General features: G+C 54.0%; 6 protein-coding genes. 5 read left to right on the forward strand and 1 reads right to left on the reverse strand.

The features are described 5' to 3' along the window. Positions 1 to 443 precede the first annotated feature (443 nt). The 5 genes from D9K61_RS01535 to D9K61_RS01555 all read left to right on the forward strand — a co-directional run bounded on the left by D9K61_RS01535 (position 444) and on the right by D9K61_RS01555 (position 5358). Positions 444 to 1271 carry a universal stress protein gene (locus tag D9K61_RS01535; protein ID WP_120631510.1) on the forward strand — a complete coding sequence of 276 codons (828 nt, stop codon included), beginning with the start codon at positions 444 to 446 and terminating at the stop codon, positions 1269 to 1271. Between the two features lie 22 nt (positions 1272 to 1293). After that, entirely contained in the window at positions 1294 to 2247 is a 954-nt protein-coding gene (locus D9K61_RS01540) for a tripartite tricarboxylate transporter substrate binding protein (RefSeq protein WP_120631511.1), read from the forward strand. 61 nt (positions 2248 to 2308) lie between these two features. Then, positions 2309 to 2728 (forward strand): tripartite tricarboxylate transporter TctB family protein, encoded by a 420-nt coding sequence (locus D9K61_RS01545; protein WP_120631512.1) that lies wholly within the window; start codon positions 2309 to 2311, stop codon positions 2726 to 2728. An 11-nt stretch (positions 2729 to 2739) separates the two neighbouring features. Next, on the forward strand, positions 2740 to 4254 hold the full coding sequence (locus D9K61_RS01550) for a tripartite tricarboxylate transporter permease (RefSeq protein WP_120631513.1): 1515 nt from the start codon (positions 2740 to 2742) through the stop codon (positions 4252 to 4254). Positions 4255 to 4332: 78 nt separating this feature from the next. Beyond that, positions 4333 to 5358, forward strand: coding sequence for an IS110 family transposase (locus D9K61_RS01555; RefSeq protein ID WP_120631514.1), 1026 nt, complete (start codon positions 4333 to 4335; stop codon positions 5356 to 5358). Positions 5359 to 6036: 678 nt separating this feature from the next. Here D9K61_RS01555 and D9K61_RS01565 read toward each other — a convergent pair. Continuing rightward, positions 6037 to 6688: IS5 family transposase (locus tag D9K61_RS01565; protein WP_120631518.1), on the reverse strand; the 652-nt coding region annotated here is incomplete at its 5' end.

The raw sequence follows: 6688 nt of genomic DNA on the forward strand, positions 1-6688 counted from the left end.
AGAATGAATACGCTCTAATGCAGAAACACGCTGAGAATATGGGGTGTCAAAAAGATATAGGGACATCTGAGGATGTGGATTGAACAGACAAATGATGACTTGCAATCGCATCCGATCCTCGCGCACTGAAACTGTCAACGGGTATTGCATTGCAGCGAAACGGGTGGGCCCAAATCCCCTGATCATGGGCTTGCATAGGTCGCTTCTGTGCCAGAGAATCTCTGCACTCAAACTGAGAAATTGCTGAAATCGCCGTGAAGTAGGCCGTCAAAAGATCGGTTGTTGCAATCACATTATAATCACAAAACCCTGAAACACTCAGGTTTGTCAAATGCTTAAGTGTTATTGGTGGTGGTTTGGCACTCGGTTGATGTTTTGTATATTAGCAATTGTTTTGTATAACAAACAATCTATACTTAAGAAAACTGGGAGACGGGGTTCAGATGGCCATCAAAAACTTGCTCGTTGCTTACAACGGCGGCAGTGCTTCGGATTCCGCGCTGCACTTGGCTCTCCAGATGGCGCATAAATACGATGCCCATTTGACCGGAATTGTTGCGCACGGTGCTTCGAGTGTGACTAAGAACATCCCAAATTGGCTCAGCGCGTCTATGCGCTCATCAATTGGTGAGATCACGGAAAGGCGTACAGTTGAACTTGCGGAGAAGTTTCACGCCTTTTCCGAAGGAAAGATTGAGGAGGAGAAGCTGCATTGGATCGACGTGAAAGCTGATCCCGACAAAGCAGTGGCCTTTTATTCTCGCCTCTTTGATCTGACCATACTGGGGCAATATGAAAATCTGATCGCTGCTGATGAATTATTACTGCATCCGGATAGGATCGCATATGAAAGCGGTCGGCCAATACTGATCGCTCCCAAAAAATATGGGTCTGCTGAAATCAACGAAAATGCTGTGGTGGCATGGGATGGGCGGCGCACTGCGTCACGCGCATTCTTTGACGCCATGCAGGTTTTGGAAACCAAAAGCCGTGTGTCTATTGTGTCGGTGGGTGAGCCGGGCAGCATCCCGATGTCGAGCGAGATTGACTTGCCGACCATCTTTGCGCGTCACGGTCTAGAAGCTGAGCACACATTCCTCCCGGCGTTTGGCACAATTGCTGACACACTCTTGGCCCATTGCGCAGAAGTCGGGGCCGGGCTTCTTGTCATGGGCGCTTACCAACACTCAAAGCTGTCAGAGGATTTGTTTGGTGGCGTCACTTCCTCGGTCATTCAAACAACGTCCGTCCCATTATTTCTTTCCCACTAATACCCACAACAGGAGAACACACATGAACATCTCAAAGACCTTCAAAGCGACCCTTGCGGCAGCGTTGCTCACGCTTCCCGGAGCTGCGTTTGCAGAGTGGGAACCCGATGGACCAATTACGTTGCAAATCGGCTTCGGCTCGGGCGGCAGCACGGACACATTGGGACGTGCAATTGCTGCGTCCATGGAAGAAAGCACCGGTTGGGACGTTATTGTTGAGAACAAGCCTGGCGGCGGCGGTGTTGCCATGTTTTCATCCCTTGTGCGGGAAGATGCAGATGGCACCACCTTGGGTATAGGCGTTACCATCCCAACGCTGATGAACCTTGCCACACGTGGTGAGAAACTTCCGTTCAAAGCGGATAGCTTTGACTATCTGGCGACGATTGTTCTGGCGCCACTGGCCCTCGTCGCACCTGCAGATGCCCCCTACAACACAGTTGCCGAATTCGTTGAACATTCCAAAGCGAATGGCGGCTCCCTTATTGGTTTCGATGCAGGACCACAGCGTATGATTATGCGTGCTGTGAACAAATCGGCAGATGCCGGGTTTGAAATGGTCAGCCACAAAAGTGGTGCCGAAATCATCCAGGGTCTTTTGGGTGGTCAGCTTCAGGCAGGTTTTGGCGCAGGTGCACACATCCAATACCTCGATTCCGGCGATCTGAAGATGCTTGCTGTCGCAACACAATCACGGCAGGGCTATTCCCCTGATACGCCGTCGTTCATCGAGCAAGGCTTTCCGTATTCAGTTGAGCCGTACTTTTACATCGCAGCACCAGATGGTCTTGACGATGAGGCGAAAGCAGCGCTTGCCAAGGCACTGGACGACGCGATCAACTCTGCGTCCATGACCGAGCTGATTGGCAATATCATGCAGACGACGCCAAACAACCTGGGCCCGGACGGGACAGAAGCCAAGTTGGTCAATGGCCTCAGCGACATCAGTGCTTTGTTGGCGGCATCAGAAGACTAAAACTACAATCGCCGGGCCACATTTGGTCCGGCGATAGTGACTTCGAGGGAGGGGCAAATACATGTCAATTGATCGTATTGCGACGGGACTGATCGTTCTATTTGGCTTTGTTTTCATATTTTGGATTATACCTTCTCAGATCGAAGAGGTGGAGTTCGGACGCATCGTCCCATCCACAGTGCCGATGATCGCAATGTGGGCACTTGTTGTGGTTGCCGCTATCCAGTTTTTTACTGACAAAAGCACAACCAGCATTGACCTGTTGGTCTTCATCCGAGCCGCTGCATTTGTCGCGCTATTGGTTGGCGCAGTTTATTTAATGGACCGCTTCGGATTCGAATATGTGGCGCCATTTCTTGCGCTCTCGATCATGTTGGCCATCGGCGAACGGCGTTGGTATTGGCTCTTTTTTGGTGGGGTCATCCTGCCGCTGAGCGTTTGGTTGCTCGTCGAGCATGTGCTTGATCGCACGTTGGCTTAAGGAGCAAACGGATGGTAGATTTTTCCACTATTCTTGCCGGTCTTGGCGACGCTTTTACCCTGACAAATCTTCTGTTTGTTCTGGCAGGCGTCATTGTCGGACAGTTTGTTGGTGCGATGCCAGGCGTCGGCCCTGTCATGACAATGGCAATCGCAATCCCCTTCACATTTGTCCTAAACCCATTGCCTGCCATTGGTTTTCTTGTTGGCGTCAACAAGGGAGGGTTAATTGGCGGCGCGATACCCGCGATCCTAATCAACACCCCCGGTACACCAGATGCGGCAGCAACTGCGATTGATGGGTATCCGTTGACGCAAAAAGGCAAACCACTCAAAGCTATGAAGATGGCGCTTTATTCGTCCGTCACCGGCGACACGTTTAGTGATCTGGTCCTCATTACCATTGCCGCACCCCTCGCAATAATCGCGCTAAAGATGGGCCCCGTTGAAATTTTCGCATTGATGGTTTTTGCCTTCTCCCTGATTTCTGGCCTGATTGGCAGCTCAGTGACACGCGGGATTATTGCGACAGTTCTCGGTCTTTTGTTGGCGACCGTCGGACTTGACCCAGAACATTCTACGCCGCGCCTGATCTTTGGTTTCTTTGACCTTTATGACGGGTTCCCGATTGCTTCAGTCGCCATTGGATCATTGGCTGTTTCCGAAATTTTCCTGAGGCTCGCCAAGATGCGCGGAGAAGTCCGGCCCGCTGTGAACATCCCCCGAGATCAAACATCTGACCAGAAAAACGTCACCTTTACTGAATACTGGGCTTGCAAGTACGTGCTCTTGCGGGGCGCGTTGATCGGGACTGGCATCGGTGCCGTTCCGGGCATGGGCTCAACAGCGGCGGCGTTCATGAGCTATGCGTCCACAAAACAATCGGCAAAAGATCCGGAGAGCTTTGGCAAAGGCGATCTGCGCGGTATTGCGGCCACTGAATCTGCCAACAGCTCTGTTGCTGGTGCGGATTTCATACCTCTGCTTACTTTGGGTTTGCCGGGCAGCGCTTCGGCCGCACTCCTGATCAGTGCTTTCCTGATCCAAGGTATCCAACCAGGCCCGTTGCTCTTTGAGCAACAGGGCCAGCTTATCTACGGGCTGTTTGGCGCGATGATGATGGCGAATCTGTGCAACTTCACTTGCGGATTCTTTGGCCTGCGACTGTGGGCCAAGCTGATATCGGCGCCTGAATCAGTTGTATTTTCCGCTGCTCTGATACTTTGTGTTGTGGGGGTCTACCTTTCGACAGGTGGCACATTCGGGGTCTATGTCATGTTGGCATTTGCCGTCTTCGGCATGTTCCTAAATGCGCTCAACTACCCGGTTGTCATTTTTATCATTGCCTTTTTCCTGGGCCCACGGTTCGAGTTGTCACTCGGTCAAACAGCAACAATCCTGCGGGGCGACCTGATGAATTTGACTAACCACCCAGTCGCGATATTGTTGTTCCTGATGTCCGCGTTTTGTGTGTACTGGTTGGGTTTTAGAGATGGAAAATCGAAAAGATCGATCGAAGCCCTTTAAGGGCTCTGATGATGTAGACGCCCCCGCTGGCCTCGGTGTGCCATTGTGGGTTTGCAAACAACCTGAATGGAGGCGTCTATGGAAGAGATTAGCATGATTGGCTTGGATCTGGCGAAGAATGTGTTTCAGATTCATAGTTCGGATGAGATGGGCCACGTGATTTTGCGTAGGAGGCTACGTCGAAATCAGGTTCTCGAGTTCTTTGACCAGTTGCCTCGTTGTGTGGTTGCGATGGAGGCTTGCTCCAGCGCGCATTACTGGGGCCGCGAGATTGGTCGCCTGGGTCACGAAATCAGACTTATTCCACCAGCGTATGTGAAACCGTTTGTGAAGCGGCAGAAAAACGATGCCGCTGATGCGGAGGCCATCTGTGAGGCTGCGAGCCGTCCCACCATGCATTTTGTCCCCGTGAAAAGCGAGGAGACCCAGAGCGCAGCAATGGTGTTTCGGGCTCGGGAACTTCTGGTTCGGCAACGCACACAGCTGATCAATGCCCTGCGAGGCCACCTTGGAGAGCTGGGTCACGTGGCTCCGCAGGGGGCCCGCAACATCCGCAAGCTGGTCGATATGGTGGAAGATTGTGAGACCGCGATACCGGAAGCGGCGCAGGCTTGCCTGAGTGGGTTGATTGAAATGCTGACCCGGTTGAACAGCCAGATACGAGGACTGGATGCGGAGATTGCCCGCCGTGCGCGGGACAATGAAGTGGCACGCCGGCTGATGACGGTGCCGGGCATCGGGCCTCTCATTGCCACTGCGCTGGTTGCCCTTGCGCCTCCGCCTGAAACGTTCCGTCGAGGGCGCGACTTCGCCGCTTGGCTCGGCCTTGTCCCCCGGCAGCATTCGATCGGTGGCAAGCAACGTCTCGGGGCGACGACAAAGATGGGAGAACGCTCGCTTAGGCGGTTGCTGATCATCGGCGCCAACAGCGTGGTTCTATGGAGAGCACGCAAGACAACGGGAGCAGATCCCTGGCTTGCCCGTATGATCGAGCGCAAACCACCTCTACTGGTTCGCGTCGCACTGGCAAACAAGATGGCGCGAATTGTTTGGGCCATAATGACCACAGGAGAAGTCTACCGGGCTCCAGCCGCCAGCGCATAGCGCGTGCGGCAGTGAGGCGGCGGAAACGGAAGAGGACAGAGGCGGTATGGCATCCGGATCGAAAGATCGGATCAGGAAAACCAGCTTGCGACAGAGTGCTTCGAGCACGTGGTTCTGAATTGGACCTGATCTGCTAACACCATACGGGCCAGCGGCATGTCAAAGAGCCGCGTTACAGGCCGAACACATGTCAGTACCCGAGCCGGGGCTAAATGCCGACCAAAATTACCTCTTGCGTTCTGGGCGTCTACACATGTTGCAAACTCGCACTCAGCCTGTCTGACGTCAGCACCTGTGGGACAGAATTGAGGATTTGAACAACGGAGGATTTCTGGGTCATCGTAACTGTTAAGGAGTGAAGATGAACGAGAAATCCGGAACCAGCAAAGCTGCGGCTACCAAGCTGGTCAAATCCATCCGCCGCAAGACCCGGCAAACCCATTAATCCGAGGAGAAGATCCGCATTGTTTTCGCGGGTTTGCGTGGCGAGGAAACCATATCGACGCCTCGGGTGCTTTGGCAGGCCTGGCGATTGGAAACATTTGCGACCTTTGATGGGCAGGCCGGTAAATGAGGCGGTGATACTGGATCACTGGGATGATGTGCAAAGGCTGACCGCCAGCGGGCTTTGTTGCACAAATCGGGGTGTGGTCGGACTTCCCCTTTCCCCGGACAGACTTATCCTACGGCCTCTGTGATGGGTATGCCAAGCGTGGTGTAGCGATTGAGCACGGCAACGCGGACTTGGATCTCTGCGACCTGGCGGTCGAAGTCCCGCGCCATGAGGCTTTGCCCCAGCAACTTCACGCAATGCATCTTTGTCTCGACCCGGCTCCGGCGGTGATAGCCGCTCCATCGCCGCCAGATAGCCCGACCGAGGTATCGCGAGGCATTGACGACCTCGTTCCGGGCGATGGCCCCGGCGCTCGTGGGTTTCCACGGTTTTGCATTCTTCCGTGGAGGGATGACGGCATGAGCGCCGCGGGCGGCAATCGCGTCATGGCAGTTCCGGGTGTCGTAGGCCCCATCAGCAGTCACTGATCCGACAACCTGATCAGGCGGGATTTGGTCAAGCAATTCTGGCAACATGGGCGCGTCGCCAACATTGCTGGTGGTGACCTCGACCGCCCGCACTTCCAGCGTTTCCTCGTCGATCCCTATGTGTATCTTTCGCCATATCCGGCGATTAGTGCCACCGTGTTTGCGGGCGTTCCACTCGCCTTCGCCCTCTGCCTTGATACCCGTGCTGTCAATCAAGAGGTTTAGCGGGCCGGTGTTACCGCGATAGGGCAGGTTCACGTTCAGTGTCTTCTGGCGGCGGCACAAGGTG

The sequence above is a fragment of the Ruegeria sp. EL01 genome, assembly GCF_900313035.1.
Lineage (GTDB): Bacteria > Pseudomonadota > Alphaproteobacteria > Rhodobacterales > Rhodobacteraceae > Ruegeria.

Coding starts and splice junctions, on each gene's coding strand:
- D9K61_RS01535 (WP_120631510.1), top strand. CDS start 444: ATGGCCATCAAAAACTTGCTCGTTGCTTACAACGGCGGCAGTGCTTCG.
- D9K61_RS01540 (WP_120631511.1), top strand. CDS start 1,294: ATGAACATCTCAAAGACCTTCAAAGCGACCCTTGCGGCAGCGTTGCTC.
- D9K61_RS01545 (WP_120631512.1), top strand. CDS start 2,309: ATGTCAATTGATCGTATTGCGACGGGACTGATCGTTCTATTTGGCTTT.
- D9K61_RS01550 (WP_120631513.1), top strand. CDS start 2,740: ATGGTAGATTTTTCCACTATTCTTGCCGGTCTTGGCGACGCTTTTACC.
- D9K61_RS01555 (WP_120631514.1), top strand. CDS start 4,333: ATGGAAGAGATTAGCATGATTGGCTTGGATCTGGCGAAGAATGTGTTT.